General features: G+C 61.8%; 24 protein-coding genes and 2 pseudogenes. 18 read left to right on the forward strand and 8 right to left on the reverse strand.

Going from position 1 to position 24,644, the window contains the following annotated elements:
• The first annotated feature begins 116 nt into the window (after nucleotides 1-116).
• Genes ACWTV3_RS13515 through ACWTV3_RS13525 form a run of 3 tightly spaced genes read left to right on the forward strand, consistent with a single transcriptional unit; the run spans nucleotide 117 to nucleotide 2,130 of the window.
• Nucleotides 117-476 (forward strand): GntR family transcriptional regulator, encoded by a 360-nt coding sequence (locus ACWTV3_RS13515; RefSeq protein ID WP_010205039.1) that lies wholly within the window; start codon nucleotides 117-119, stop codon nucleotides 474-476.
• Nucleotides 473-1,363: an ABC transporter ATP-binding protein gene (locus ACWTV3_RS13520; protein WP_498478720.1), complete on the forward strand. Its 891-nt coding sequence runs from the start codon at nucleotides 473-475 to the stop codon at nucleotides 1,361-1,363. Before ACWTV3_RS13515 ends, ACWTV3_RS13520 begins: the two co-directional genes overlap by 4 nt.
• Complete coding sequence (locus ACWTV3_RS13525; RefSeq protein WP_498478721.1) at nucleotides 1,360-2,130, forward strand: ABC transporter permease; 771 nt, start codon at nucleotides 1,360-1,362, stop codon at nucleotides 2,128-2,130. The genes ACWTV3_RS13520 and ACWTV3_RS13525 overlap by 4 nt, the downstream gene beginning before the upstream one ends.
• Nucleotides 2,131-2,254: 124 nt before the next feature.
• Here the strand turns inward: ACWTV3_RS13525 and ACWTV3_RS13530 are convergent, their stop codons facing one another.
• Both ACWTV3_RS13530 and ACWTV3_RS13535 read right to left on the reverse strand, forming a co-directional pair.
• A complete protein-coding gene (locus ACWTV3_RS13530) occupies nucleotides 2,255-2,761 on the reverse strand; it encodes a GNAT family N-acetyltransferase (RefSeq protein ID WP_498478722.1) in 507 nt (168 codons plus the stop codon).
• A 77-nt stretch (nucleotides 2,762-2,838) separates the two neighbouring features.
• Nucleotides 2,839-3,519, reverse strand: coding sequence for a uracil-DNA glycosylase (locus ACWTV3_RS13535; RefSeq protein WP_498478723.1), 681 nt, complete (start codon nucleotides 3,517-3,519; stop codon nucleotides 2,839-2,841).
• 44 nt (nucleotides 3,520-3,563) lie between these two features.
• On the opposite strand from ACWTV3_RS13535, the gene ACWTV3_RS13540 reads away from it, so the two are divergent.
• Nucleotides 3,564-5,063 carry an MFS transporter gene (locus tag ACWTV3_RS13540; RefSeq protein WP_498478724.1) on the forward strand — a complete coding sequence of 500 codons (1,500 nt, stop codon included), beginning with the start codon at nucleotides 3,564-3,566 and terminating at the stop codon, nucleotides 5,061-5,063.
• Here the strand turns inward: ACWTV3_RS13540 and ACWTV3_RS13545 are convergent.
• A complete protein-coding gene (locus tag ACWTV3_RS13545; protein ID WP_498478725.1) occupies nucleotides 5,060-5,833 on the reverse strand; it encodes an SDR family oxidoreductase in 774 nt (257 codons plus the stop codon). The two genes, ACWTV3_RS13540 and ACWTV3_RS13545, sit on opposite strands and share 4 nt — an antisense overlap.
• 32 nt (nucleotides 5,834-5,865) lie before the next feature.
• Between ACWTV3_RS13545 and ACWTV3_RS13550 the strand changes: the two genes are divergently transcribed.
• The 6 genes from ACWTV3_RS13550 to ACWTV3_RS13575 all read left to right on the forward strand — a co-directional run bounded on the left by ACWTV3_RS13550 (nucleotide 5,866) and on the right by ACWTV3_RS13575 (nucleotide 13,019).
• On the forward strand, nucleotides 5,866-6,960 hold the full coding sequence (locus ACWTV3_RS13550; protein WP_498478726.1) for an acyltransferase family protein: 1,095 nt from the start codon (nucleotides 5,866-5,868) through the stop codon (nucleotides 6,958-6,960).
• A 65-nt stretch (nucleotides 6,961-7,025) separates the two neighbouring features.
• The gene (locus ACWTV3_RS13555; protein WP_498478760.1) at nucleotides 7,026-8,381 is read left to right on the forward strand and encodes a bifunctional o-acetylhomoserine/o-acetylserine sulfhydrylase; all 1,356 of its coding nucleotides are present in this window, start codon (nucleotides 7,026-7,028) and stop codon (nucleotides 8,379-8,381) included.
• A 195-nt stretch (nucleotides 8,382-8,576) separates the two neighbouring features.
• Complete coding sequence (gene metX / locus ACWTV3_RS13560) at nucleotides 8,577-9,782, forward strand: homoserine O-acetyltransferase MetX (protein WP_498478727.1); 1,206 nt, start codon at nucleotides 8,577-8,579, stop codon at nucleotides 9,780-9,782.
• A gap of 114 nt (nucleotides 9,783-9,896) precedes the next feature.
• Nucleotides 9,897-11,060: a sensor histidine kinase gene (locus ACWTV3_RS13565; RefSeq protein ID WP_498478728.1), complete on the forward strand. Its 1,164-nt coding sequence runs from the start codon at nucleotides 9,897-9,899 to the stop codon at nucleotides 11,058-11,060.
• Nucleotides 11,057-12,310 carry a hypothetical protein gene (locus ACWTV3_RS13570; protein WP_498478729.1) on the forward strand — a complete coding sequence of 418 codons (1,254 nt, stop codon included), beginning with the start codon at nucleotides 11,057-11,059 and terminating at the stop codon, nucleotides 12,308-12,310. Before ACWTV3_RS13565 ends, ACWTV3_RS13570 begins: the two co-directional genes overlap by 4 nt.
• 37 nt (nucleotides 12,311-12,347) lie before the next feature.
• A complete protein-coding gene (locus tag ACWTV3_RS13575; protein WP_100389926.1) occupies nucleotides 12,348-13,019 on the forward strand; it encodes a response regulator transcription factor in 672 nt (223 codons plus the stop codon).
• Nucleotides 13,020-13,162: 143 nt separating this feature from the next.
• On the opposite strand, the pseudogene ACWTV3_RS13580 reads toward ACWTV3_RS13575, so the two are convergent.
• A pseudogene (locus tag ACWTV3_RS13580) lies at nucleotides 13,163-13,345 on the reverse strand (thiamine-binding protein); the annotation flags it as partial.
• 57 nt (nucleotides 13,346-13,402) lie between these two features.
• Here ACWTV3_RS13580 and ACWTV3_RS13585 point away from each other — a divergent pair.
• The 8 genes from ACWTV3_RS13585 to ACWTV3_RS13620 all read left to right on the forward strand — a co-directional run bounded on the left by ACWTV3_RS13585 (nucleotide 13,403) and on the right by ACWTV3_RS13620 (nucleotide 21,881).
• A complete protein-coding gene (locus ACWTV3_RS13585; protein WP_498478730.1) occupies nucleotides 13,403-14,803 on the forward strand; it encodes a recombinase family protein in 1,401 nt (466 codons plus the stop codon).
• 678 nt (nucleotides 14,804-15,481) lie between these two features.
• Complete coding sequence (locus ACWTV3_RS13590) at nucleotides 15,482-15,856, forward strand: hypothetical protein (protein WP_498478731.1); 375 nt, start codon at nucleotides 15,482-15,484, stop codon at nucleotides 15,854-15,856.
• A gap of 38 nt (nucleotides 15,857-15,894) precedes the next feature.
• The gene (locus ACWTV3_RS13595) at nucleotides 15,895-18,555 is read left to right on the forward strand and encodes a phage/plasmid primase, P4 family (RefSeq protein WP_498478732.1); all 2,661 of its coding nucleotides are present in this window, start codon (nucleotides 15,895-15,897) and stop codon (nucleotides 18,553-18,555) included.
• A 177-nt stretch (nucleotides 18,556-18,732) separates the two neighbouring features.
• On the forward strand, nucleotides 18,733-19,008 hold the full coding sequence (locus tag ACWTV3_RS13600) for a hypothetical protein (RefSeq protein WP_498478733.1): 276 nt from the start codon (nucleotides 18,733-18,735) through the stop codon (nucleotides 19,006-19,008).
• Nucleotides 19,009-19,187: 179 nt separating this feature from the next.
• Nucleotides 19,188-19,826, forward strand: coding sequence for a hypothetical protein (locus tag ACWTV3_RS13605; protein WP_498478734.1), 639 nt, complete (start codon nucleotides 19,188-19,190; stop codon nucleotides 19,824-19,826).
• 126 nt (nucleotides 19,827-19,952) lie between these two features.
• On the forward strand, nucleotides 19,953-20,165 hold the full coding sequence (locus ACWTV3_RS13610; RefSeq protein WP_498478735.1) for a hypothetical protein: 213 nt from the start codon (nucleotides 19,953-19,955) through the stop codon (nucleotides 20,163-20,165).
• 224 nt (nucleotides 20,166-20,389) lie between these two features.
• On the forward strand, nucleotides 20,390-20,959 hold the full coding sequence (locus ACWTV3_RS13615) for a DUF6932 family protein (protein ID WP_498478736.1): 570 nt from the start codon (nucleotides 20,390-20,392) through the stop codon (nucleotides 20,957-20,959).
• 397 nt (nucleotides 20,960-21,356) lie between these two features.
• On the forward strand, nucleotides 21,357-21,881 hold the full coding sequence (locus ACWTV3_RS13620; protein WP_498478737.1) for a hypothetical protein: 525 nt from the start codon (nucleotides 21,357-21,359) through the stop codon (nucleotides 21,879-21,881).
• Nucleotides 21,882-21,979: 98 nt separating this feature from the next.
• Here ACWTV3_RS13620 and ACWTV3_RS13625 read toward each other — a convergent pair whose 3' ends face one another.
• From ACWTV3_RS13625 to ACWTV3_RS13640, 4 genes and pseudogenes are all read right to left on the reverse strand, one after another.
• Nucleotides 21,980-22,282 carry a thiamine-binding protein gene (locus ACWTV3_RS13625; protein WP_498478738.1) on the reverse strand — a complete coding sequence of 101 codons (303 nt, stop codon included), beginning with the start codon at nucleotides 22,280-22,282 and terminating at the stop codon, nucleotides 21,980-21,982.
• 35 nt (nucleotides 22,283-22,317) lie between these two features.
• Nucleotides 22,318-22,461, reverse strand: a pseudogene (locus ACWTV3_RS13630) (thiamine-binding protein); the annotation flags it as partial.
• Nucleotides 22,458-23,774: a glycosyltransferase 87 family protein gene (locus ACWTV3_RS13635; RefSeq protein WP_498478739.1), complete on the reverse strand. Its 1,317-nt coding sequence runs from the start codon at nucleotides 23,772-23,774 to the stop codon at nucleotides 22,458-22,460. The gene ACWTV3_RS13635 and the pseudogene ACWTV3_RS13630, both read right to left, overlap by 4 nt.
• On the reverse strand, nucleotides 23,768-24,625 hold the full coding sequence (locus tag ACWTV3_RS13640) for an ADP-dependent NAD(P)H-hydrate dehydratase (RefSeq protein WP_498478740.1): 858 nt from the start codon (nucleotides 24,623-24,625) through the stop codon (nucleotides 23,768-23,770). The genes ACWTV3_RS13635 and ACWTV3_RS13640 overlap by 7 nt, the downstream gene beginning before the upstream one ends.
• Nucleotides 24,626-24,644 lie beyond the last annotated feature (19 nt).

Genomic DNA, 24,644 nt, shown 5'->3' on the forward strand with positions numbered 1-24,644 from the left:
GTTGACAACAACCCGCGATGCTGGTTGGTTAGTTACATCACCAACTAACCAACTAGCCGCCGCGCTGTTACCGCGGCACTGCTAGACCAGCACCCGCACTCAGAAAGGAGGCTCACATGGATGACTCCCGCCCCATTTTCGCGCAGGTCGCCGAGAACATTGAGAACGACATCATCTCCGGCGCACTGCCCGAAGAAGGCCAGGCTCCCTCGATCAACGAGTTCGCAGCCTTCTATCGCATCAACCCCGCGACCGCCCTCAAAGGCGTGAACGTGCTCGTCGATGCCGGAATTCTTTACAAGAAACGAGGAATCGGAATGTTCGTCGCCGCCGGCGCTCAAGAACAACTCAAAGGAGCTCGCCGCGACAGCTTCAGCAGCGAGTACGTTCGCCCCCTCTTGGCCGAAGCAGAAAAGCTCGGCATCGACTCCGCCCAACTCACCCAGATGATCGCCAAGGAGGCGAATAACTCATGACCTCCACCATCGAGGTAACTAACCTCAGCAAGCACTTCGGCAAAGTAAACGCCGTCAACGACGTGAGCTTCACCGTCGAAGAGAACAAGATTTACGGCCTCCTCGGCCGCAACGGCGCCGGCAAGACGACGCTCATGCAGTTGCTCACCGGCCAAGAATTTGCCTCGAGCGGCACCATCTCGCTGTTCGGGCAAGCCCCAGTCGAGAACGCCAAGGTTCTGCAGAACACCTGCTTCATCAAAGAGAGTCAGCGTTACCCCGAAGACTTCCGGCCCAAAGACGTCTTCAAGACCGCCCCCTGGTTCTTCGCCAACTGGGACCAAGAATTCGCCGATCGCCTGATCGCCGACTTCCGCCTCCCCCTCGACCGCCGCATCAAGAAGCTCTCGCGCGGCCAGCTCTCCTCCATCGGCGTCATCGTCGGCCTCGCCTCACGCGCACCGCTCACCTTCTTCGACGAGCCGTACCTGGGGTTGGATGCCGTGGCTCGCCAAATCTTCTACGACCGCCTTCTAGAGGACTACGCCACCCACCCGCGCACCGTGATCCTCTCCACTCACCTCATCGACGAGGTCAGCAACCTGCTCGAACACGTTCTCGTGATCGACGAAGGCAAGCTCCTCATCAACGAGGATGCCGAAACTCTCCGCAACCGCGCCACGAACGTGGTCGGCATGAAGATCGCGGTCGAAGCGTTCATCGGCAACCGCGAAGTGCTGCACCGCGACGGCATCGGCGGACTCAGCTCGGTGACTGTTGCCGGGCTCAGCGAGAGCGAGCGCCGCGACGCACACGCTGCCGGGCTGGAACTGTCACCGGTGTCGCTGCAGCAGCTCATTATCCAACTCACCCGCACCGAGACCAAGGAATTCGAGGCCAGCGCATGACCACCACAACAACGGCTCTCGCCCCGCCGGCAAGCCCTCTGAAGCGCATCACGAATGTGGCCAAGCTACATTTCGCCAACCCGTGGACGACCCTCGGCTTGCCGTGGATCATTCTCGGCGTGATTTTTGTGGGTATGCTCACCATCTGGTGGCTGATCTACTCGGCGATCGACCCCGCCGATCGCGCTGGTGCACTAGAAGGAACCCAGTTCTCCGGGTCGAGCTTCTTCATCTACATCTACATGATGGTCGTGGCGATCCAGGCGATCAGCATTACGTTCCCGTTCGCACTCGGCTACGGCGTTACCCGCCGCGACTACTACCTCGGAAGCGCGCTTGCTTTCGTGGCGCTAGCCGTGATCTACACCGCCGGCTTGACGATAATCTCAGCCGCCGAAACGATGACAGGCGGCTGGGGAATGGGCGTCACGATTTTCGCGCCCGTCTACTTCGGAGCGGGCATTGCGGAACGCATCTTCGTGCAATTCGTGGCGTTCCTGTTCTTCCTGTTCTTCGGATCGGCCATTGCCTCAGTCTGGGTGCGGTGGAAGTCCACCGGCGTGACGATGTTCTTCATCGTCGTCGCGGCGTTGCTCGTCGGCTTGATTGCGCTTGCAACCTTCACGGATTCGTGGGCCGCAATCGGGGCCGCCTTGGTCGACCTCGGGGTCACTGGAGTCGCAGCCTGGAGCCTCGTGCTCACCGCGATCAGCGGTGTGGCTGGATTCACGCTGCTGCGGCGCGCAACTCCGCGCAACGCCGCCTAGTCAGAAGGCTGAGGTCGCCAGACCAACCCAGAGATGCGGATGCCCGGCTCTCCCCTTCGCGGGAGGCCGGGCATCCGTCGTTCGTGACGTCGTGGTTCGTGGTGTGTGGTTCGCGGCCGAAGCGCTACGCGTCGATCGACTTCTGCATTAGATACGTGCCGACCCAACGGTCAAACTTGAAGCCGACGCGCTTGAGGTGGCCGATGGATTCGAAGCCCAGCTTCTTATGAAGGTGAATCGAGGCGTCGGCTCCGTCATCCGAAATCACGGCAATGATCTCGCGGATGCCGGCCTGGCGCCCGCGTTCAATGAGTTCGTTGAGTAGAGCGCCGCCCACGCCCTGCCCGGTGGCCGCGGGAGAAAGGTAGATCGAACCTTCAACGGTTTGCTTGTACGCGGCCTTGGGGCGCCACGGGAACATGGCGGCATAGCCGAGCACACGCTCATTCTCGTCGACCGCGACAATGAAGGGCAGCCCAGACTCTTCCACGGCGACCCGCTTAGCGGTCATGACCTCGGGCGTGACCTCGACAATGTCGAAGGTGACGACGGTCGTGCTCACGTAGTGGCCATAGATTTCGGCGAGCGCCGCATCATCCGCTGCGATGGCGTCTCTAAAGTGGTGTGCCATGGCTGCTCCCGAGGTGTCGTGACAAAGAAAGTAAGTGGTGAAAACTGTCTCGCCCCGAGGGCGACGAGACTCTTATTTTATGGGGCTGGTGACGGGTCGATTCGCCAGTCGATGGGTTCAGCGCCCTGCGCCTGGAGCGCAGCATTCACTCGACTAAACGGCTTCGAACCGAAGAACCCGCGGCGGGCAGAGAGCGGGCTCGGGTGAGCACTCATGATCACCGGCGTATCCCCCAGCAACGGCGCGACGGATGCCGCATCCTTGCCCCACAGCACCGCAACAAGGGGCTGCGGCCTCGCCGCAAGCGCCCGAATTGCAGCGGCGGTAATCTCTTCCCAGCCGTGACGACGGTGGGAGCCCGTCTGGCCCGCCTGCACCGTCAGCACCCGGTTGAGCAGCAACACTCCTTGGCTCTGCCATGCACTCAGATCGGGGTGCGCCGCGGGCGCGATGCCGAGGTCGTCATTCAGTTCCTTGTAAATGTTGGCGAGGCTCCGCGGTAGCGGTCGCACCGTCCGATCGGCCGAGAATGCGAGCCCCACGGCATGCCCGGGCGTGGGGTACGGGTCTTGGCCGACGATGAGCACGCGCACCTCATCAAGGGGTGCTTCGAACGCCCGCAGTACGACATCCGGCTCGGGGAGCCAGTCTCGGTCGGCGGCAGTCTCGGCCTCAAGAAATGCCTGAACAGCATCCAGTTGTGCCCCTAACGGGTGTAGTGCGCGAGACCATCCGGGGTCGACACTGCTCAAGTCCATGTCACTACGCTAATGCGCGCCCTGTCTACCGATAGCATCCGTTCATGTCATTCCTGCGCGGCAAGTCCGGTGCTATCACCGTGGGCCTCATCGGCTACCTCTTCTTTGTCGAGCTAGTGAGCGGCATCATTCAGGGGTATTACATCCCTCTCATTCCCGACCTGGTGCAGCATTTGGGCATCCGCGATGCTGATTTCAACTGGTTCGAGGCCGCCCAGCTACTCCTGAGCGCCATTGTGGTGCCGATTCTGGCGAAGCTCGGCGATATGCACGGCCACAAGCGCATTCTGCTGATTTCGACCGTGCTCACCGCCGGAGCAACGTGGTGGCTCGCGTTCACGGGTGACTTCACGAGCTTCTTGATTGCGTGGGCTCTGCAGGGCTTCTACGTCGTCTGGCTTCCCCTCGAAGTCGCGTTGATCTTTGACCGCGGACGCACAACGGGCATGGGCGCGTCCCAAACCCGCCGCGCTGCTGGATTCCTCGTCGTGGCCCTCGAAGCCGGCGCCATCATGGGTGCCCTCGGTGGCGGCCGTATTTTCAAAGCCTTCGGCGAGAACGTTCAACAAACTCTGATGATCCCCGCGATCGCCGTGACGATCGTCTTCTTCGTCATTTTGTTCGGAGTACCCGAATCGAAACCGCTGCCCGGCCGCACGCTCGACTTCTGGGGCTTCGTGCTCCTCACCATCGGCCTGTTGCTCATTACCTCGGGTTTGACGTTCTTGCGCATCAACGGGCCCGGTGCCTGGTGGGTCTACCTCGTCATGCTCGCTGGTGTTGCGACATTCATCCCGTGGGGCCGTTACGAGTTGCGCCAGAAAGACCCGGCGATCGATCTTCGCATGCTGCGCGACCCGAGCATGTGGCCCATCCAGCTCACGGCGGGGCTCGTTGGTATCAGCTTGCTCGGAGCTCAGGCTCCGCTCGCGACCTTCGCCGGCACCGACCCCATCAACGGGTACGGCCTCGGCATGGAATCCGATGAGATTTCGTACATCATCGGTGCCTACCTCGTCTCGATGATCGTGGGCGCACTGCTGTTCCCGATTCTGTCGAAGTGGAAGAGCCCCCGCGTGGCACTCATCGTGGCCACCTTCTTCGTTGCCACTGGCTACCTGATGTTCCTGCCGTTCCACACCACGGTGTTGAGCGTCTTCCTCAACATGAGCATCGCGGGCCTCGGCTCGGGTGCTCTCGTTGGCGCGCTCCCTGCCGCGGCCGCTGCTGCTGCCCCGCGCGGCCAGACCGGCATCGCGACCGCTCTAACGAACACCACCAAGACGATCGGTGGCTCGTTCGCCTCGGCAATCTTCGCCATCGTGCTGCTGGCCGGAGCTGCTTCCGCGGTCACCGAAACCGCGTCAAGCTTGTTCGGCTACCTGACGGTGTTCACGATCTGCGGTACTGGCGCTCTCGTCGCAGCCGTGCTGTTGTTCTTGGTGCCGAAGCTCGCGTTCGCGGATGTCGTTGACGACTTCGAGGAGCTCAAACCGACCGAAACGAGCAACGAAACAAGCAACGAAACTATCGTCGCCGACTAGCGTGGCTTGAGTTCGCCTCTGATCATCTTGTGCGGTGCGGCCTGGGCAACAGGCTTCACCGTGACAAGGTCAAGGTTCACGAACGGCGGCAGCTCGATCGCGTGCACAATCGTCTCCGCGATGTCGTCGGCGACGAGCGGGTCAGGCACGTTTTCGTAAACGGTGTCGGCCTTGACCGCATCACCGCCGAACCGAACAAGAGCGAATTCTTCGGTCTTCACCATGCCGGGCGCAACCTCGATCACACGGATCGGCTCCCCCGCAAGCTCAAGGCGAAGCACAGCCGTGAGTGCGTGCTGAGCAAACTTGGCGGCGTTGTAGCCACTTCCGCCCTCATAAGGCACGGAAGCCGCGATGGAGGTGACCATGAGGATGCTTGCGGTGTCACCCTCCACGATCGCTTCGCGCAGCAGCGGCAGCAGGGCGCTCGTGACGCGCTTGGTGCCGACAACGTTCACGTCGAACATCCGCAGCCAGTCATCCGCGTTGCTCTCTTCAACGCTAGCGACGCCGAGCGCACCACCCGCGTTGTTGATGAGAGCGTGGATGGGGCCGAGCTCACGCAAGAAAGCGGCAAGCGCTTCGACGTCATCCTGATTCGTGACATCGGCGACAAAGGTTTCGATGCCTGTGTCGGCGGCGAGAGCGGCAAGTCGATCAGCGCGACGCGCTACAGCCACCACCTGCCAGCCATGTTTCGCGAACCGTCGCGCGGTCGCTTCGCCGATACCTGAACTTGCTCCTGTAACTACTACTCGCCGATTCACCATTCTTCCAAAGTAGCGGTATTACACTTCGACGAATGACCGGAGCTTCTCTCACTACGCCCCAGCCTGCCCGCACCGCCAAGGTGCGCATGCCGCACTGGGATAACGCACGCTTTCTTGCGGTCACTCTGGTCGTGATCGGCCACGGCATTCAGCGGATGACGTATGACTCCAATTACGCTCTCGCGCTGTATCTCTTCATCTACGCGTTCCACATGCCCGCGTTTGCGATCATCAGCGGCTACTTCTCGAAGCCCGGCGCCCCGACGGCGCTTCAGATGCGCCGGGTCATCACCGACATCATCCTGCCGTACTTCATCATGGAGACGATCTGGACTCTCGTGAAGTTTTTGGTCGAAGGCGAGACTGATCTCAACCCCTCTAAACCGAGTTGGACGCTCTGGTTCCTGCTCGCCTTGGGCATCTTCCGCCTCATCCTGCCGTACCTGTCGCAGGTGCGCTGGCCGCTGCTCTGGGCCGTGATCGCGTCGATCGGTGTCGGGTATCTCGACAACGTCGACAGCACGTTCTCTCTCTCGCGCGCCATCGGCATCCTCCCGTTCTTCGTGCTCGGCTGGAAACTGCGCGAGTGGGGCCTCATGGACCGCTGGAACGTCGCAGAGCGCCTCGTCGTACTACTGCGAGCGCTCGCGGTCACGGTCTTCGCGGGCTTTATGGCGGTCATTCTCGGCAACATCGAGCTCTGGCGCACCATCGATCTGCGCTTCTGGTTCTTCTATGACGCCTCGTATCACGGGCTCGGCGAAGACCAGTGGTGGGCGGGTGGCGTGCGGCTGGGCCTCATTGTGCTCGCCGTCATTCTCAGCGCCGCTTTCTTCGCTCTCGTTCCCCGCCGCCACACCTGGGTTACGGATGCCGGCCAAGCCACCATGTACGTCTACCTGCTGCACAGCTTCGTTCTTTACCCGCTGCGAGAGAGCGGACTGCTGCTGGATGAGCGGGCCTCGGCCCTGTGGCTCGTGAGCATGATCCTCGGCTCCATCGGTATCGCCCTCGTTCTTTCGATGCCGATCGTGAAGAAGATCTTCCGCCCCCTGATCGAACCAAAACCCAACTGGGTCTTTATCCCCTTACCCAAAGAGACCGATCTGTCTACCCAAAAACGTTGAGTTACGACATATTTCACGAGTGATTGACCGCCCCACAGGGGCTCCTTAGGCTCACAGTGTGGCGGATATCCCGACCCACCCAGAGATACGAGGAGGCCGCCGTGAGCGACTGGAACTTTGAAACCAAGCAGATCCACTCGGGCGCGCAGCCTGACCCTACGACCAACTCGCGGGCCACTCCGATCTACAAGACGACCGCGTACGTGTTCAACGACGCGGATCACGCGAAGAACCTCTTCGCGCTCGCCGAATTCGGCAACATCTACACCCGCATCCAGAACCCCACTCAGGACGTCGTCGAACAGCGCGTTGCCGCCCTCGAAGGCGGAACCGCAGCACTGTTGCTCGCTTCGGGCCAGTCGGCCACCACGTTCGCCATTCTCAACATTGCTCAGGCAGGCGACCACATTGTGTCGTCGTCGTCGGTGTATGGCGGAACCTACAACCTCTTCAAATACACGCTCGCGAAGCTCGGCATCGAAACCACCTTCGTTGAGAACCAGGATGACGCAGCAGAGTGGGCCGCCGCCGTGCGCCCCAACACCAAGCTCCTGTTCGCCGAGACCATCGGTAACCCACGCATCAACGTTCTCGACATCGAGCTCGTGGCCAACGTTGCTCACGCCAGCGGAGTTCCGCTGATCGTCGATAACACCATCGCCACCCCGTACCTCATTCGCCCGCTCGAGCACGGCGCCGACATCGTGGTGCACTCGGCCACAAAGTTCCTGGGCGGTCACGGCACCGTTCTGGGCGGCGTCATTGTGGATGGCGGCAAGTTCGAGTGGTCAAAGAACGTCGACAAGTTCCCCGGCCTCACCGAGCCCGACCCCTCGTACCACGGTGCGAGCTACACGGGAGTACTCGGCGACGGCATTGCCTACATCATCAAGGCACGAGTGCAGCTGCTGCGTGACCTCGGTGCCGCCATCTCCCCCGACAGCGCTTTCTCGCTCATTCAGGGCATCGAAACCCTCAGCCTGCGCATTGAGCGTCACGTTCAGAACGCTCAAGCCATCGCTGAGTGGCTCGACGCTCACGAGGATGTCGACACCGTCTACTACGCCGGACTCCCCTCAAGCCCCTGGTACTCCAGCGCCAACAAGTACGCGCCCAAGGGCGTCGGTGGAGTTCTCTCCTTCGAGCTCAAGGGCGGCGTCGACGCTGGTCGCTCCTTCGTGAACGGTGTCTCGCTGTTCAGTCACGTTGCCAACATCGGTGACGTGCGCAGCCTCATCATTCACCCGGCATCCACCACTCACTCGCAGCTCTCCCCCGAGCAGCAGTTGACCGCTGGAGTCACCCCCGGGCTCGTCCGCCTCTCGGTGGGCCTCGAGAACATCGAGGACATCAAGGCTGACCTCCAGGCTGGCTTCGCAGCCGCCCGCGCGAAGACGGAAGAGCTCCGCGCGAGCGCCTAGGTCGCGACTGACCTCGGCAACTGCTCACGATGGCGGTGACTCCTCACGGGGGTCACCGCCATCGCTGCGTTAAAGCGTTGGCCGGCATCCGCGCTCGTTCTTCACCGGAACTGCTGGTCGTGTACCGGAATATCTCTCCCGCACCAGCGTAATAATTTCGTGCCATACAGGTTCGTTCGCGATACTGGGAGAGACATGGACTGGCAGACACCTGAAGACACTGTTCCTTCGGCATTCATCACTGACGCAAACGTGCGTTCGCTCCTCGGCAAGCCCCCGGCGACGGGTGCCTGGCGAGAGGGAGATCCCACGGGCGAGCGCCAGTTCGTCACGGTCACCGACCTCTCGCTCGAGTTCAGCGGAAAGCTGCCCTCTGCTCGGATCGCGTACGAGACCCATGGCACGCTCAATGACGATGCCTCGAACGCGATCCTCATCGCTCACGCGCTTACCGGCGACAGCCACATCATCGGCGCTCCCGGTGCTGGTCACGCCACGGGCGGATGGTGGAACGATCTCGTCGGGCCGGGCAAGGCCATCGACACCGACCGCTGGTTCGTCGTCGCCCCCAATATCTTGGGAGGCTGCCAAGGCAGCACCGGTCCGGCATCCCACGCCCCCGACGGTGCTGAATTTGGCGCCCGCTTTCCCTTCGTCACCATCCGCGACCAAGTCGCGGCACAGGTCGCGCTGAGCGACGCACTCGGCATTGACCGTTGGTCTGCCGTGATCGGTGGCTCGATGGGCGGCATGCACGCCCTCGAGTGGGCGGTCGGGCATCCGCAGCGTGTCGCCAAGGTCGCGATTCTGGCCGCACCTCCCGTATCGACGGCCGACCAGATTGCCCACAACTCGGTGCAGGTCGAGTCGATTCGCACCGACCCCGCCTTTGCCGACGGCGCCTACTACGACGCGGCGGATGGCGATGGCCCCCACCGCGGTTTGGCCCTCGCCCGCCGATTGGCCCTCATCAATTACCGCTCCTCCGATGAGCTCAATGACCGTTTTGAGCGCACCTGGCAGAGCGAAGTGAGCCCGTGGGGCAAGGGCGGCCGCTACGCGGTAGAGAGTTATCTCGATTTTCACGGCAACAAGTTCGCCCGCCGCTTTGATGCGAACAGCTACATCACCCTCGTCGAAGCCATGAGCTCTCACGACGTGGCGCGCGGTCGCGGAACGGTGCAGCAGGCACTTGCCCGCGCGACCATGCCCGCCCTCGTGCTCGGCATCGACAGCGACCGGCTGTTCCCTGTCTCCGGTCAAGAGATTATTGCCGAGCACCTGCCCGACAACCTCGATGGCAGCGTTCCGCACGTCATCCACTCGCCATTCGGCCACGATGGCTTCCTCATTGAATCCGAACTCATGAGCGAACAACTGAGGCGCCTGCTTGCCGTGTAACCTCGCTGAGAATCGCCCGAAGACGCGCGTGTTAGTCAAAAAATGGCGTTTCCTCATGCGAAAAGCGGTGCGTCACCCCCGATAGAGGGACGAAATGTGCAAACATTGCCCCAAATGGACCTCATCGCTAAAGAACGGGATCGCCTACTGCAGCGCACTGCGCGCGTAGCGAGCCTCAGCTTTCTGACCGTATCGGTCATCTGCTTGAGCATCCCCGGAGCCGTCGCGACGGTCACCCTGTTCCTCTGTCTTCCGCTGTATGCGGTCATGGCTGTGCTGCAATTTCAGATGGGCAACAGTCGTTCGCTCGGCTGGGTCATCCCGTCATTCATCGCTGGCAGCATGGTGATTCTGCTCGTCGCCGGCACTCCCGGTGGGCCCACCCAGGCGGGTCTCTCCGCTGTCGCGCAACTGTCGTCGGCCTCACTCGCCTGCCTCGGGATCGTGCTCACGACCACTCTCATCCGCCGCATCGTCTTGCTGGTGAGTTTCGTCACGGTGTCGAGTGTCACTGTTATCTCGATGGAGCCGTTCCAAACTCCCGTGCGCACGCTGGCTCTTCTGGTTTTCGGATGGATTCTCGCGGCACTCATCGGATTCTGGATCAGCTCGGGCGTTCCCCAGGCCGTTCGCCGCATCGCGAGCATCGGGCGCGCACACCGCGCTGAGCGGCAAGCAAGCGAGACGGAAGCTCAGCGCCGCCAGGGTGCCCGCCTGTTGCACGACACCGTTTTGGCAACGCTCACTCTTCTCGCCCACTCCGGCGTCGGCGTCTCCGCCGAGGCCATGCGCCAGCAAGCCGGGGATGACGCTCGACTGCTACGCCAATTGCGTCTAGGGGCAACCCCCACGCCGCAGGCCTCCGGCGATTACAACCTCAGCGCCCCCGTCAGCGAAACCGTCCTCGGAACGACACTGGAATCGGTCAAGCAACGCTTTGGACGCATGGGGCTGGAAGTCAGCTGGCACGGCACCGGCCAAGTACTCCTGCCCAGTGATGTTCTCGACGCTTTCTTGCTCGCGCTCGCTGAGTGCCTCGAGAACGTTCGTCGCCACTCGGGAGTCACCGAAGCGCACGTCACCATCACCGAAGACGAAAAAACGGTTCGGGCGATGATCACCGACTCTGGCGTTGGCTTCATTCTCGACGACGTCGATTCAGCGAGTCTTGGTTTCAAAGAGTCGGTTGTTGCTCGCCTCAAAGAGGTCGGCGGTCAGGCCCGCTTGTTCTCGACCCCTGGCTCAGGCACAACCGTGGTGCTGGAGGTTCCCCGATGACCTACGCTCCCCCCGAAGAAAACACTCTCGGCGTTATCGTCGGCGAGAAGGGTCGACACTCCAAGAGCGCGACAGTTCGTCACCTTGCTCGGGATGACAGTCCCCGACTCACCAGCCTCGGCACCGGTTTCGTCGGCGTCGGCGCCGCTATTCTCGTGAGCCTCCGTGCCATCTACGGGCTCGTCTGGCTCGTCATCCAATGGGACATCTACCCCAACCCGATCATTGCTGCGGTGGCCTGGGGTCTGCTCGTTTTGCTCATTGCCGCGACGATCACCATCGTTCAGCTCACGAGCGGACAGCTTCCGCAGTGGATCTTCTACTTGTTCGTCGCCGGTCTTGCCGCCGTGATAGCTCTCGACATTTACGCGGTCTGGGAGCTCCATGACATCGGCGGCTACGCCACGGCGGCTGTTGCTGCAGGAATGGCGTTGCTGCTCGTTCTCACGGTGCGCCCCACCACTGAGCTCATCGTTGCGGTCTCTGTCGTCGGAGTTGGTCTCACTACGGTCATCCTGATCAACGTCCCGCTGACGACCGACAACCTCGCACCCCAAGTGACCACGGTCGCCTTCGCGGTGTTGCCCACCGTGATCGGCCTCTCACTCATCACGAACTTCCGGCAACTCGTGCAAGTAGAACTCGACCGAGTGCTGGTGCAGAGCACGCTCACCGCACCTCGCTTTGCGGTCGGCATGATGGCTTCCGAAGAACTGGCTCGTCTCGACCTTGCCGCCGAAAAGTTGCTCGACTCCGTAGCGAACGGCTCCACCAAGCTGCCGCTCGAACCCAAAATTGCGTCAACAGCGGCATCCCTTGCTACGGAATTGCGACTGCACCTCATTGAGGGGCGTCGCGAAACGTGGCTCTACCACGCCATTACCGAGTCAGACCTGCTCGGCAAATCAGTCACGCTCACCGACAAAGGAAGCCTTGCTGGCCTCCTCGACCCGGTGCAGCGCGACGGTCTGCTCTCGACGGCGTGGCTCTTCGTTACTGACACCCCGAAGCGCGGAGCCAAAAACTCCGTTCACATTACGATCGCGCCCTCAACTACCGTTTTGGCGCCCGGCTTCGAAGACAAAGTGGCAGTCGGCATTTCGATTACGTCAAGCGGAGTCGCGCGCAATCGCGTCGACGCTTCTACGTGGGAGGCCATTGCGAAAGTCGGCACCTACACCGACTCGATCGAGAATTCGAGCGTGCGTCTCGACATCGAATGTCTCGTCGAGAACCCCGCAGACCAATAAATTCGTAAGATAAGACGAACTACCAGAGGAATTCACCGTGACTGAACCAACAAAGCGCATCCGGCTCGCACTCGTTGACGACCACCGAATGCTGCTCGGCGCTCTTACCGAGTGGATCCGCAAGGCCGCTGAAGACATCGACATGGTCGTTGCCGTTCCCACCTGGCCCGAACTCACGATTCATCCTGAGTTCCCCGTCGACGTCGTATTGCTCGACCTCGACCTCAAAGACAACATCCCCGTTTCGCTCAAGATCAACACCCTCAAGTCGATGAACGTTCGCGTCGTCCTCATGAGCACGTATTCCGAGCCGAACGTGGTTCGCGAAGCCTTGGCTGCTGGTGCTCTCGGGTACCTCGTCAAGAGCGAAGATGCTGACATGATCGTTGAAGCGATCCGCGCAGCGTCGAAGGGCGAATCGTTCATCTCCGCCGAACTCGACTTGGCCATCAACGCCGACGAAATCGGTGGCGCTCCCAAGCTCAGCGCTCAAGAGCGTCGCGTTATGGCGCTCTACGGCGGCGGCGAGCCGGTCAAGTCGGTGGCGTACCAGCTCAGCATCTCTGAAGAGACCGCCAAGAGCTACCTCAAGCGCATTCGCGAGAAGTACCGCGTCGCGGGCTTCGATGTCGGCACCAAGGTTGCACTGCGTAAGCGCGCTCTTGAAGACGGCATCCTGATCGAGACCGACACGATGCACCACCTGTAAGCCATACCCTTTGCCGGCTGCACCTTTCATAGGCTGCATCGTGCGGCACCACGTCTCACACCAAACGCCCTAACACCAATCGCCCTGGCCCCACTCGTGTGGGTCAGGGCGATTGTGTTGTGCGGCAGCAGTGCGCTGGCTGGTTAGCTCTCAGCGCGAATGATCGCTTCTTCGAGGCGCTCGACTTTTCCGGTCATTTCACCCGTACGACCGGGGCGGATGTCGGCCTTCAGCACGAGCGAGACCCGCGACCCAAATTGGCCGACGGCTTCGGTCGCCGCTTTGACGACAGCAAATACTTCGTCCCAGTCTCCCTCGTGAGCAGTTAGTGGGTACATGGCCCTCTACTCCCTCACATAGTCCTAAAAGACAAGGGAGACAGTATGAGAATCGTTGGCTATGTCCGCCTATCTAGAGCCTCCCGCGAGGAGTCGACCTCCGTCGTCCGGCAACGGGAGCTGATCGTCAAGACGTGCGCCGCTCGCGGCTTCGAGCTAGTCGAGATAGCGGAGGACGTCGACGTCAGCGCCACGAAGAGCCGTCTCGTCCGTCCCGGTCTCGCTCGCGTCCGGGAGCTGATCCGGGAGGACCGCGCGGACGCCGTCATGGTCTGGCGGCTCGACCGGCTCGTCCGCTCCGTCGTCGACCTCGGCGTCCTTCTCGACGAGGGCCTCCAGATTATCTCCGCGACGGAGTCGCTCGACACGACTTCCGCAATGGGGCGAGCTATGGTCGAAATCTTGCAAGTATTCGCCAGCATGGAATCCAAAACGGCGGGTCTCAGAATCTCCGCTTCGCAAGAGCATCTTCGCAAGAATGGACGTTGGCCCGGAGGCGTCCGTCCCTACGGCTATCGCGCCGTCACTCACCCGTCCGGCGTGGGCCGCGCTCTGGAGCCGGACCCGGTAGAGGCTCCCATCGTGCGCCGCATGGCAGACGAAGCGCTCGCCGGGAAACCCGTCTACCAGATAGCGCTAGGGCTGAACGAGGACGGGATCGCGCCACGTCGCGCGGAGAACTGGAACCCTACGAGCGTCCAGCGCATTCTCCGGAGCAACTCCGTCCTAGGCCGCGTGAAGGTCAAGGGCGAGCTACTCCGCGATGACAACGGCGTCCCGGTCGAACAATGGGAGCCGCTCCTCACGGTCGACGAGGTCGAGCGCCTTCGCGCGCTCACGGACTGGACACCTACACCCGGACGCTCCGAAGCGACGAAGGCTGGGAAGCGTAACCGCGTTACCCGTCTCCTCTCCGGTCTCCTCCCGTGTCCTACTTGCGGGAAGCCTCTTATCGTTCGACGCCGTCAAGCGAACACAATTTACGCTTGTATGACTCGCGCTCGCGGCGGAGATTGTTCTCGCGGCGCAGCTGTCGACGCGGACCTCGTGGAGCGGGAAGTCGAGCGCCGCTTCCTGAGCGCCATAGGACGTCTGGAGGCCGTCGAGCCTCGCGAGTACGTTCGTCCCGTCGCTGGTCTCGCAGCCGTCGAGGAGGCTATCCGGGACACGACGGACGCGCTCCGCGACCCGGACGCAGACGTGACGGCTCTCGTGACTCGTCTAAACGCTCTCCGCATGGAACGCGAACGCATGGACGAGCTTCCCACGACTCCCGTCATCGAGCTGGTCTCGACCGGCGAGCTTATCTCCGAAGTCTGGCAACGCTACGACTTTCGTCAGCGCCGGGACCTGATCCTCTCCTCCGGGGTAGAGATTGACCTCGCGCCAGCAAAGCGGAGGGGCTTCTGGGACCCGTCTCGCGTCTCGCTCCACTTCACGAGCTAATCGCCGGTATGGGCCGGAGGAAAGCAAGCTCGCGACGCACCTAAACCCTGACCCGGTCGACCCCGGCGAGGACGTCTCTCAAGCGTAATTAATTTGTTACCGAAAAAGTGAGCAGCTGAGTACCTTTTGGCCGTCTCCTTATTAGAGACCCTAGAGACACGTTTCTCCTCTCCATAAGAACGCTCCCCGTGTCGGTCTCATCACTGGGAGCGTTCTTCCTGTCTTCCCCGTTGGTCAATGGCGACCAGCTCGGCGACGCAGTGTTGCGTCGCTGTCATAGGGGCAGAGGGTCAGCGCGGCTCCTTTCACGCGCTTGACCCTCTCCAAAACTTTTCTGAGCAGCGAGACGCTCGTTGGCCGTCTATATATACGGAACCTCTTTTACCCGCGTCGCCGTCCCCGCGTGGACGGCTACCCCTTTTTTGCGATCTATCCGTCACCAACCGCTCGAAGAGAGGAGGGACTGATGCCCGGCTACCGCTTCAAGTGCCCAACCTGCGGGAGAGCGTTTACGGCTCGTCGAATCGACGCCGTGACCTACTCCAACAACTGCAAAGTCAAGCGCTGGCGTCATGCGGAGCGCGACGAGCTAGAGGCTCTTCGCCAGCGTCTCGCTGAACTCGAAAACAAATAACCGCGCCGGACGGACTCCGGCATCACACCGAAAGGAAAACCAAAATGAACACCAAAAACATTTCAGCTATCCGTATCGCTGACGGCGTCCGTATCGGTTACGTCGTCACCAACGAGGGACGTCATGCTCACGGGCTGGGTGTCGTCGGAGAGCCACTCCTGCCTTACATGGGATTGCGCGCGCAAGGCTACGCCCTCTCCCTCGGCACATTTCCGCCAGACGTTTTCACTCTCGACGTCGAGGCGCTTCCAGACGAACGCGGCTACTACCCAAAGAAGAGGCTCCCGTGGGCTGACCTCGACGCTCCAGACGTGCCCCTCTCTCACTGGCTGACGGATCAGGAATCCGTCGATGCGGAGAACGTCCTAGCGGACGCTCACGACGTCGCAGCGGCGACCCAATTCGGACCCCGCTCGTGACCCGAACCCTTAACACTCACCCCATAAAGGAGAACCCAATGCTCACCCACTACGTCACCCCCGCCTCTAAAATCCTCGACGCCATCGGAGCAGTCGACGACAACGAACGAGGCCACGGCTACCGCGCCTTCTGCCCAGTTCACGAGTCGGACGGAAGTCACAGTCCCTCGCTCGTGATCGACTTCACCGACGAAGGTAAAGCGCTCGTCGTTTGCCAGTCCCGCCGTTGCGACTTCCACGAGATTCTCGCGTCTGTCGGCCTGACTCCCTCGGAACTGTCGAACGTCGCCTACGTCGGCCAGACACTACGCGGCAAGCGCGAGACCGCTCCTGCCAGCGTCGAACAGCGAGCGACTCTCGAAGCTCGCGCGTTCCGTGCATCTATGGCTCTCCAGAAGCTGATCGCGGACGGCGATCCTCACGCCCAGGCCCTCGCGGACCGCTTCGGACTCCCGGAGGGATATAACCCTCACGAGGCAGGAATCGGTTGGGAGCCTCACGAGAACGGCGGCGAGTGCGTCGTTTACACGCGCTCCGCGGACGGACATATCGCATGGCTCCAGCGCCGCGACTTCGACGCCCCGGACAGTAAGTGGCTCTCGACCGCTAACCCCGGCAAGGGCACGGACGAGGAAGCTCGCTGGGATGCTGCGGGAACCGTAGGGCCTTGGCGCAGCTCCGGCCCGGTAATCATCACGGAGGGAGCCTCCGACTCGATCACCGTCGCGGCTCTCGGTCAGTACGACGTGATCGGCATTCGTGGAGCTGGACTCGCTGAGCGCATTGACGAGGTCCGCGAGCTTCTCGTGGGCCGCTCAATCGTCGTCGTCGCTGACGAGGACGCTGCGGGTGAGGCCATGACCCGCGCGATCATCGACCATACGGACTCCTACGTCGCTTCGGCATCGTGGGTCCGCTGGGGGTCAGCCGTCAAGGGCTACGACGTGCGTGACTTCCGGAACGAAGCGCCGGACGCTTTCAAGACGCGCTTCGCTAAACGAGTCGAGGGCGCGGAGCGCCAGTACCGTAAAGGCTCCGGCTTCGACGCATCCCCGTATGCGGGACGCGGTCACGAGGGAGCGGCGAGCGCGATCCGCGACTACGTCCGCGCACTCGGCTACGACCTCGCGTTCACTCGTGCGGCTGGCTGGATGTTTTACGACGGCACTCAGTGGCTCGCAAACTCTGAATCAGTCGTGCTGCACCTTGCGGGACGACTGGCTAAAGAGTTCGCGACTCAGGTACTCACCGAACGCGGCGAGCTGATCCGCGAGGCGCTGAGCACGCTCCCCGCGGGAGCGAGCGCCGCGAGCCAGCAGAAGGCCCTCGCAAAGGTCACGAGTGAGTTGCAGCCAAAGACGGAGCTAGTGAAAGCGCTCCAAGCGGCTAACGAGGTCTCGGCGGCGTTCAAGTTCCTTCGCGGACACCCGTCCATTGCAGCGGAGCTGACCGACTTCGACGCGGACCCGGACGTCCTCGCTGTCGCTAACGGCGTCGTCGAGCTGCGAACCGGGAAGCTGCGCCCTATGCGCCCATCTGACAAGATCACGGCGCGACTGGCTACCGGCTACCGCGAGGACGCAGAGGCTCCGAAGTTCATGGCCTTCATGCGCGAAGTGTTCGTGAACGCGGACGGCGACACTGACGAGGAGCTAGTGAGCTACATGCTCCGGCTAATCGGCTACGCCGTCACTGGACACTCAAGCGAGCAAAAGCTCTGGATTCTCCACTCGCCGCGAGGCTCTAATGGGAAGTCGCAGTTCCTCGGCGTCCTCCAGAGTGTGTTCGGCTCGATTACGGAGTCGACCTCCTTCTCCACGTTCGAGAAGAACTCCGGCAATGAGAACGCCGCGCTGAGTGACCTCGCGTCGCTGCGTCGAGCTCGCATCGTCGTCGCGTCTGAAGGTTCGGGTAAGGCTCTCCATGAGGACCGGCTGAAGGCGGTCACGGGCGAGGACCTCGTGAAAGCGAAGTACATGCGACAAGACCTCTTCGCCTATCGTCCGCAGTTCGCCATGCTCCTCGCGACGAACGTGATCCCGGAGTTCTCGGACGACTCCGCCGTCTGGCGTCGTCTGCGTATCGTGCCATTCCTGCGCCACTTCAGCGAGGCTGAACAGGTCAAGGGAATCGGACGCATGATCGCGGAGGAGGAAGCCGAAGGTATCCTCGCGCTGGCGGTTCGCGAGGCCGCGAAATGGTACGTCGGAGGCTTGCCTAGTTGCGCCGCTATCGACTCCCGGACAGAGGAGGAGCGTGTCGAGTCTGACGTGCTCCAAATGTTCCTCGCGTTCAATGTCGAGGAGACCGGCAACCCGAAGGAGGGCAACGTTCTACTCGTTGACCTCTGGGCGCGGTTCCAACTCTGGAGCGAGGCTATGGGCGAGGACTTCCTCCGGACGCCGGGACTGCCGGAGTCCGCACGTCAGCTAAAGACGGCCCTCGTGAAGCGCTGGGACCTACCAACGAACCGAACGAGCAAGGGCGCAAAGGTCGACCGCTTCCCGGTCCGCTGGGCCGGGCGTCGCCTGGTCGCGCCGTCCGTCGTGAATAAGCGGTTCAACGAGTCGCGCGCGGACGCTCTCGGCGCTGCGGATTATGTCGCGGCAGGTCCTCGCGCTCTGGAGTTAGGCGAAGACGCCGGAGTCGCGAAGTACGGCGAACGAATCCCCGGCCTGACTCCGCGAATCGTGAGTTAGCGCAAGGAGCGCAGCTCAAAATGCAAGCAAGTTAGCAAACTAGCCACTTTTTCTATTCAGTCCCTAGGAAAAAAATCTCTAGGAGACAAATAGAAAAAAGGCCAAGCTCGCTAACTTGCTTGCAAAATCCCACCCTCTCGCGTTTACACGCAACCACAACACCGAAAGGACCCTGAAATGACTGAACTAAACCCCCGCGAAGTACTCCACAAATACGCCGAAGATTACGGCGTCGCTCTCGCGGCGCGCATCACTAGCGTCGTCTCCCGCTTCAACCGCGGACTCCTCGACGAAGCGACCGCTCAGCGAATGCTCAATGTCGCAACGAGCGGCTATAACGAGCCTGACCTAGACCTCCGTCCCGGCGAAGTGAAACCACTCCCGGACACTCGCCGCGTCGTCTTGCGCGCGCCGTCCGGCCCGGACCTGAACGACATCGAGCTGGGTTTATAAGATCGGCCAACGTGACGCTCCGGCTCACCATCGAGCGTCCAGTCCGCCCGTTCGCTGAGGCGCGACGGGAGTCCGACCTCGCTTTCCCCTTCTCACTATGACCTGACGTGAGCATCCCGCTCACGGTCCTACCCCGGCGTCCGTACCCGAGGACGCCCCATCCCGAAAGGAAACCCCCTATGAAATACGTCTATGACCACACTCGCACCCACTCGACCGGCTTCGGCGGCGCGCAGTTCTCAGCGTTCGCTCCTGAGCCTGAGCCGTGGATCATCGAAGCGACCAACGCGCTCGACCTCCGCGAGGCATGGTTGGCGGAGAACGAAAAGGGCCGCAAACTCTACGCCGCGGTCAAAGCTGCGAGCGACGAAGTCATGGCCGCTCGTAAGCGCCAAGCGTTGACCGCTGAGCTTGAACCGCTGGAGGCCGCATCCCAAGCCGCGACGCTCGCCGTGAAACGCCAAGCTCAGGTCTCCCTCCGCGCTCTTCGCAAGTACGACCAGCACGTCCTCGAAGCTCGCATGTCCGGCGCACTAAAGGACGTCGCGGTCGACGCAACGTTGAAAGCGCAAGCGCGAGCTGAGGCGGCACTCGCAGACCTGAAGGCTGCACTCGCTGATCGCGATAGCGCCTACAAGGTCGCTGGTCAGCCAGCTCTTGCGTTCCACTACTCGAAGCGTTCGCTGGCGCACAACACGCTCGGCACGGTCCACGCCGCTGAGGAGACTCTCCAGAAGGTAGTTGAACACTTTCCTACCGCGTCGCAGATCGAGCGCTCCTTCGCGGACGCCGGAGCAGAGGAGGCCGCTAGTGAATAACTCACCCGCTCTTGCTGCTGGGGCTGCGCTCGGATTGTCCGGCGTGGCCCTTCTCAATTACGCACTCGCTCATCTAGAGGCTCGCATCGACTCGGCGGACCTCGAACTTGAAAGGACTAACTAACCATGAGCAACCTCGACGACATTGTCCGCGACGCTATCGCGGCGCACCCTTTCCCTGCGTTCGCTGACGCAGACGCGCAGACGCGCCGAAAGGTCACACGCGAAGCGGAGAGCCTGGGCCTCGACCCGGAGACTTACTACGACCGCCTTCGAGCGCGTGCTGTCGAATCTGCGAACTTCGACGCTGCGGCAATCGCTCGCGAGGCACGCGGCTAGTCGTGTACACGCATCCCCGTGCCGGGGCCGGCTCTCGCGAGCTGGTCCCGGCGACCCCACCTATCGGGAAGGAGGGGGGACCTCCTCCCCCGGCGTACCTTTGGTTCCGAGACGGCATACCGTCTCGCGGTATGCGCGAGTCTGGGACTTTCGTACCCCGAAAACCTATACGACCCGCGACTTGGGGGAAGCGCCCCGGCGAGCGCTGCGACATAATGAGTTTTATGCACTTGCCCCCGCTCAATGCAGACGGACTCCTTCCGCTCGGAAGGTTCGGTTGCTCTACTGGCGACCTTGAAAGTGAATTTGTCGATAGCGTGGGATTCGCGGACTCCACAACGCGCGACCAGATCTTCACAGATTTTCTAGACACCTGCGCTCTATTCGACGCGTTCGGGATAGACCTCATCGAAACAATCTGGGTCGGTGGCAGTTTTGTCACAGGCAGAATGGATCCCGATGACATAGATTGTTTATTTATCCTGAATGCTGCAGCATTCGACGCCCTTCCTAGCAACACCAAACGCTCGCAAGTCAAACAACTTGGACGGAAAAGCTACGTTCGCGATAAGTTCGGTTTCCGAGTAGAGCCGTTCGTGATGGTCAGAACAGTAATCGCGATGCCATGGGAAGGAGCTGGGGTCTCAGAGGAAGCCGCTGAGTACACGGCCATTCGTGGAGCATGGGACGACTGGTGGCTTCGCACAAGAACTACCGAGGGACCGGACGACGATCCCGTATTAGCTAGTGCCCATCCGAGGCGCGGATATTTGGAGGTGAGACGTGGCGACTAGACGACAGGCGACCCAAAACGTCGCCGCCCTCCTTGCCATTCTCGAAGCTGAGCCTGCGGAACTAGACGTCGACGTGATGAACGTAAACCGTGCCGCAGCTGAGCGAATGTTCGTTCTAGCGCCGGGGCCTCGGGAGCGCCTTACTGCGAGATTCATCGGCGGCGCGACGGCTAATCACGAACTTTCAGCGCGGGCTGCAACGCGCGCCATTTTCTCGCTGCAGGAGTCCGTCAGCGCAATAGGTGCTGCAATTGTTGGTCTTTCCACAACTGTCGGCAAGCTACCTACTAACATCCTCGCCGCGACCGAACTTCATTTCACTCCGCGCGTGAAGCCCGGGTCTATCATTTTTGAGCTCCGGAAGCCCGCGACAGAATCTGTCGTCGGCGCTGACAGCGTGGATCGTGACCTTCTCGATGAGTCGTTCTCGGCATTGCTTGATTTAGTCGGCCTGCTCGGTCCGGCGCAAAACAATACAGAAGCTGTCCCGAGTGAGATACGACGATTAGGTCCGCGCGCTGCCAAGCACTTGTTCGATCTGAGCGCCGTTCTCGTAGAGGAAGGTCTAGGTCTCGACGTCGGCTGGAATAACCGCTCGGGAAATCGACGCAGCGAAATGTTGAGCAACAGCGCAGCCAAATACCTCAAGAGCGTCGCGAAGGGAAACACGTCCACTCACGAGGATGTCGACCTGTTCGGGATCCTCCTGACTGCGAGCGTCGAGCACACACAAAAACTGCGCTTGAGATTGCAGGACGGCAGCGTTATTGCTCTTGCTGCCCCGCCTGAACTACGCCAGAATTTGGCACAGTTTTACAATCGCAGAGTGCGAGTTGGCGCGATACAAACCTTGCGTGTGAGCACGTCAACGGGCAAAGAATCCGTTAGCTACGAGATGCGAGCTATCGACTTAAACCCGTGAATCACGGCATCAGCTGATCCCGCTCCGAACGACTGAGCGAGATCAGCTGCCACGATTTACGTCGAGCGGTTTAACGAGATAGTGGCGATTGGCTGGCTCTAGTTGCCGATAGCTGACTCGAGCCTTTCAACTTTCGCCTCTAGCTCGCCAACGAATCCCGGGCGAATATCTGCCTTTAGGACAAGAGATACCCGCGATCCGTATTCTCCTACGGCTTCCGTCGCTCGGCGGATTACGTCGAAGACCTCAGTCCAGTCGCCTTCTATCGTCGTGAACATTGAGTCGGTCTGATTAGGCAGGCCTGACTCACGGACTATCCGGACCGCCGCGGCGACCGCGTCGTGAACGGAGCCATCGGTCCGTCCGGTCCCACTTGGGGCTACTGAGAATGCTACGAGCATGAAACTGTCTCCTTGTATCCACGTTCTGCTATCGTGCCCTCGATGGTCGTGAACATCGAATCAGTCTGATTGGGCAGCCCCGAGTCGCGGACGACCTTGACGGCTGCGGCGACCGCATCGTGAACCGAATCGGTTCCGTCGGAACCACCACTGGGTGCGATTGAGAATGCGACGATCATGCTGACTCCTTTGCCTTAGGGCTCTCGGTGGATGGGGTGGCGTGAGGCAGGCTGAAAGCCGGGCGGCCGAGCCTCACGAGCTCGACGATCGCCCACACCAGCAGGGTCACCAAGAGCAGATTGCGTGCGCTCACGATCGCCACGACGAGCGGATCGGCGAAGAGCAAGCGGTCGTAGAAGAACGGATATACCAACTGCGTGAGCACGGCGATGGCAATGCTCAGCACTGCCGGCATCCGAAAGCTCGTTTGGGCACGCGTGCCCATGCTCGCGAGGGCACTGCCATCAAAGTTCACCGTGGAGCTCAGAAGCCCGAGTACAACCGGCACCGCTAACCACGACACGAACTGTGGTGAGCCGACCTTGTTCACCACGATGAGGGCAAGAACGAGCGCGAGGCTCAGGGGCGCGAGCACCGGCAGCGCGCTGCCTCCGTGGCGCGCTGTGGTGCGGGCGGCGCGGATTCCGAGCGCGGCAATCGCGAGCACCACCAGGGCCAGCAATGGCGTCATAATCGCCGCCACGGCGTCCACTCCCGGGCCGGCGACTTGAAAAGTCAGAATGCTGGAGTCGTAGTACACAAACGAATCAGGCACCTTCGCCACGATCTGCCAGAGCCAGATGCCCGCAACCGGGGATTCGATTTGGATGCCTCGGCCCGTTTGCTCGGTCACGAAGCTGAATACGTTGCCGCCCGACCCGGCCAGTAGAGCGAAGACGACGACGGTCGCCGTGGTGCCCGCTGCTGCGATTGCGACGGCCCAACGCTCACGCAGGGCAATGAACGCAGCCAGAATCAGCGCTGCGGGCCACACCTTCACCCACGTAGCACAGGCAAGAACCACTCCGGCAACGCGAGGGTGAGTCGTCACGAGGCGTACTCCGACCATGGCAATCGCGACGGTGACGGCATCGATGCGGCCGAGCGCGATCGGGCCGAGCGCGACCATGAAGGCCAACCACCACCATCCGATGATCACTCCCGAACGTGAGCGGCCCCAGCGGGTGAGAAAGCCGAGCGCCACCAGATTCAGTAGCATGACGAGCGTCAGCCAGGTCGCGCCGATGAGTTCGATGCCAAAGCTCACCGATGCCAAGATCGGCACAATGGCCAGCAGCGGATATACCCACGGGATGTCCACGCCCACAACAATGCCCGCGGCGTACGCCTGTTGCGCCCACCCGGCGTAAACGATGGTGACGTCACCGAACGGATTGCCGGGGCCGTGGAGATTGAGTAGCCCGAGCCAGAGGTGAGCCGCGATGAACAGCAGCCAGAGCCCGATGGCGCTGACGGCATGACGGGTCAGCACTGCGTTCGGGTGTCAGTCGCGACCGCGTCCGTGCAGGCCGCAGCAAGTTCAGCGACGACCCGAGAGACGTTACTGCACAGATCAAGAATGGTGAGTGGGCCGCCGTCGCTCGCGAGAGCTGCCGCGCGCCCGTGAACATAGGAGGCTGTGGCGGCGAGTCCCACGAGTAGGGCGGGGTTGGCCAGTACCGCAGGGCTATGAGTGGCCACGAGCGCCCCCAGGATGCCGCCCAGCGCGTCTCCAGCGCCGGCGGTAGCCAACCACGCGGGAGCAGCTGCAATCGCGGCCGTCGTCGTGCCGTCGGACACGTACGTCGTGTGGCCCTTCAGCAGCACGGTGCAGCCGAGTTGAGTGGCGGCGGATTCCGCCCAGTCGCGCGGGGTTGCCGCGATGGACTCTTTGGGCACGCCTAGCAATCGCCCGAGTTCGCGGTAGTGCGGCGTGATCACAGTTGGGGTCGAGGCGCGGTGCACCACGTCGAGCGCTCCCCCGTCGAGCACAATGGGTACGTTCTGGCCGAGCGCAGCAGTGATGTGGCGTTCGGCATCCGATTCTCTCGCGGCATGATCCATGCCCGAACCGATGAGCCACGCTTGCACCCGACCGTCGTCCATTACGGCTTCGGGGCGTCGCTGCAGAATAAGGTCTTGAGCGCGCTGCGCTCCGAGGTAGCGAATCATGCCCACGCCCGTGCGGGCGGCTGCCTCGACTCCCAGCACGGCGGCGCCCGGGTACTGGGCCGATCCGGTGATCAGACCGAGCACACCGCGGGAGTACTTGTCGTCGCTTTCCCGGGGCAGAGCGATGTGGCGTGCCGCGTCAGCAGCACTCCACATCGACTCAGCATCCATGGATGACAACGATAGTTGA

Source organism: Salinibacterium sp. AL4.1, assembly GCF_059767305.1.

Excerpts from the sequence above, each read along its gene's own strand:
- ACWTV3_RS13515 (WP_010205039.1), top strand. The coding sequence starts at position 117 with ATGGATGACTCCCGCCCCATTTTCGCGCAGGTCGCCGAGAACATTGAG.
- ACWTV3_RS13520 (WP_498478720.1), top strand. The coding sequence starts at position 473 with ATGACCTCCACCATCGAGGTAACTAACCTCAGCAAGCACTTCGGCAAA.
- ACWTV3_RS13525 (WP_498478721.1), top strand. The coding sequence starts at position 1,360 with ATGACCACCACAACAACGGCTCTCGCCCCGCCGGCAAGCCCTCTGAAG.
- ACWTV3_RS13530 (WP_498478722.1), bottom strand. The coding sequence starts at position 2,761 with ATGGCACACCACTTTAGAGACGCCATCGCAGCGGATGATGCGGCGCTC.
- ACWTV3_RS13535 (WP_498478723.1), bottom strand. The coding sequence starts at position 3,519 with ATGGACTTGAGCAGTGTCGACCCCGGATGGTCTCGCGCACTACACCCG.
- ACWTV3_RS13540 (WP_498478724.1), top strand. The coding sequence starts at position 3,564 with ATGTCATTCCTGCGCGGCAAGTCCGGTGCTATCACCGTGGGCCTCATC.
- ACWTV3_RS13545 (WP_498478725.1), bottom strand. The coding sequence starts at position 5,833 with ATGGTGAATCGGCGAGTAGTAGTTACAGGAGCAAGTTCAGGTATCGGC.
- ACWTV3_RS13550 (WP_498478726.1), top strand. The coding sequence starts at position 5,866 with ATGACCGGAGCTTCTCTCACTACGCCCCAGCCTGCCCGCACCGCCAAG.
- metX (WP_498478727.1), top strand. The coding sequence starts at position 8,577 with ATGGACTGGCAGACACCTGAAGACACTGTTCCTTCGGCATTCATCACT.
- ACWTV3_RS13565 (WP_498478728.1), top strand. The coding sequence starts at position 9,897 with ATGGACCTCATCGCTAAAGAACGGGATCGCCTACTGCAGCGCACTGCG.
- ACWTV3_RS13570 (WP_498478729.1), top strand. The coding sequence starts at position 11,057 with ATGACCTACGCTCCCCCCGAAGAAAACACTCTCGGCGTTATCGTCGGC.
- ACWTV3_RS13585 (WP_498478730.1), top strand. The coding sequence starts at position 13,403 with ATGAGAATCGTTGGCTATGTCCGCCTATCTAGAGCCTCCCGCGAGGAG.
- ACWTV3_RS13590 (WP_498478731.1), top strand. The coding sequence starts at position 15,482 with ATGAACACCAAAAACATTTCAGCTATCCGTATCGCTGACGGCGTCCGT.
- ACWTV3_RS13595 (WP_498478732.1), top strand. The coding sequence starts at position 15,895 with ATGCTCACCCACTACGTCACCCCCGCCTCTAAAATCCTCGACGCCATC.
- ACWTV3_RS13600 (WP_498478733.1), top strand. The coding sequence starts at position 18,733 with ATGACTGAACTAAACCCCCGCGAAGTACTCCACAAATACGCCGAAGAT.
- ACWTV3_RS13605 (WP_498478734.1), top strand. The coding sequence starts at position 19,188 with ATGAAATACGTCTATGACCACACTCGCACCCACTCGACCGGCTTCGGC.
- ACWTV3_RS13610 (WP_498478735.1), top strand. The coding sequence starts at position 19,953 with ATGAGCAACCTCGACGACATTGTCCGCGACGCTATCGCGGCGCACCCT.
- ACWTV3_RS13615 (WP_498478736.1), top strand. The coding sequence starts at position 20,390 with ATGCACTTGCCCCCGCTCAATGCAGACGGACTCCTTCCGCTCGGAAGG.
- ACWTV3_RS13625 (WP_498478738.1), bottom strand. The coding sequence starts at position 22,282 with ATGCTCGTAGCATTCTCAGTAGCCCCAAGTGGGACCGGACGGACCGAT.
- ACWTV3_RS13640 (WP_498478740.1), bottom strand. The coding sequence starts at position 24,625 with ATGGATGCTGAGTCGATGTGGAGTGCTGCTGACGCGGCACGCCACATC.